At 68.8% G+C, this 1,747-nt stretch carries 1 protein-coding gene; it reads left to right on the top strand.

The genetic code is table 11. From position 1 onward, the window contains the following. Window positions 1-91: 91 nt before the first annotated feature. The coding region (aceB, locus tag QN345_RS18680) for a malate synthase A (protein WP_323509066.1) at window positions 92-1,747 on the top strand (1,656 nt) is incomplete at its 3' end.

Genomic DNA, 1,747 nt, shown 5'->3' with positions numbered 1-1,747 from the left:
GACCTCACCCTCCAGAAGGAGAAACCCCATGAATTCCCCCCTGGCGACGACCGACACGGTCGCCCCGACCACGAACACCGGCAGCTTCGCCATGATCCAGCCGCACCTCGAGGTCACCGGAGACCTCGGTGCCCGCTACGACGAGATCCTCACGCCCGCTGCGCTCGACTTCGTCTCGGAGCTGCACGACCGCTTCGCGGGCACCCGCCACGACCTGCTCGCGACCAGGCTGCGGAAGCGCGTTGACGCCGCCAACGGGCGCGACCCAGGCTTCCTCACCGAAACGGCGCACATCCGTCGCGACCCGAGCTGGCGCGTCGCCGGCGCGGGCCCCGGCCTCGAAGACCGCCGCGTCGAGATCACCGGCCCGACAGACCGGAAGATGGCCATCAACGCGCTCAACTCCGGTGCCAAGGTCTGGCTCGCCGACCAGGAGGACGCAACGAGTCCCACCTGGGCCAACGTCATCGAGGGCCAGATCACCCTGTTCGACACCGTCCGCGGGCAGCTCGACTTCACGAGCGCAGAGGGCAAGGAGTACACCGTCACGGGAGACGCGACCGGCGCGACCCCGACGATCGTGATGCGCCCGCGCGGCTGGCACCTCGTCGAGAAGAACATCAGCTTCGTCGACCGGGCGAACCGCACGATGAGCGCCTCCGGCAGCCTCGTCGACTTCGGCCTGTACTTCTTCCACAACGCCCAGCGCCTGATCGAGGGCGGCAGCGGACCGTACTTCTACCTGCCGAAGCTGGAGAGCCACCTCGAGGCCCGGCTCTGGGACGACATCTTCAGCCACTCCGAGGACGCGCTCGGCCTGCCGTACGGCACGATCCGCGCGACCGTGCTGATCGAGACGATCCAGGCCGCCTTCGAGATGGAGGAGATCCTCTACGAACTCCGCGACCACTGCGCGGGCCTCAACGCCGGCCGCTGGGACTACATCTTCAGCATCATCAAGACCTTCCGCGCCCGCGGGCGCCGGTTCGTCTTCCCCGACCGCAAGCAGATCACGATGACCGTGCCGTTCATGCGCGCGTACACCGAGCTGCTCGTCTCGACCTGCCACGACCGCGGCGCGTATGCCATCGGCGGCATGAGCGCCTTCATCCCGAACCGGCGCGATCCGCTTGTCACGGAACGGGCGCTCGAGCAGGTCGCTGCGGACAAGAAGCGCGAAGCCGGCGACGGTTTCGACGGCACCTGGGTCGCCCACCCCGACCTGATCCCGACCGCACAGGCCGAGTTCGATGCGGTGCTCGGCGACCGGCCGAACCAGCTCGACCGTACCCGCGACGACGTCAGCGTGACCGCCGCGGAACTGCTCGACGTCGCATCCGTCGGCGGGCAGATCACCACCGCCGGCGTGCGCGACAACATCACGATCGGGCTGCGTTACATCGAGTCCTGGCTGCGCGGTGTGGGGGCCGCGGCGATCGACAACCTGATGGAGGACGCCGCGACCGCGGAGATCTCCCGCTCGCAGGTGTGGCAGTGGATCCACGACAACTCGGTCACCGCCGAGGGCGTGCGCATCGACGGACCGTGGGTGGACGGCCTCGTCGCCGAGGTGTTCGCCGGCCTGCCCCGCACTCCCGGTGACCGCTTCGACGACGCGTTGTCGGTCTTCCGCACCTCGGCGCTCGAGCCCGAGTTCCCGACCTTCCTCACCGTCGGCGCGCACGCGCTGCAGCACCTGGAGGCCGTCGATGTCGGGAAGCATGATGTCGAGCACGATCGCATCCGG

The organism is Cryobacterium sp. 10I1 (assembly GCF_035019805.1).
Classification (GTDB): domain Bacteria; phylum Actinomycetota; class Actinomycetes; order Actinomycetales; family Microbacteriaceae; genus Cryobacterium; species Cryobacterium glucosi.
The sequence above is the reverse complement of the archived record's forward strand: the minus strand, read 5'-3'. Positions and strand labels throughout refer to the sequence as shown.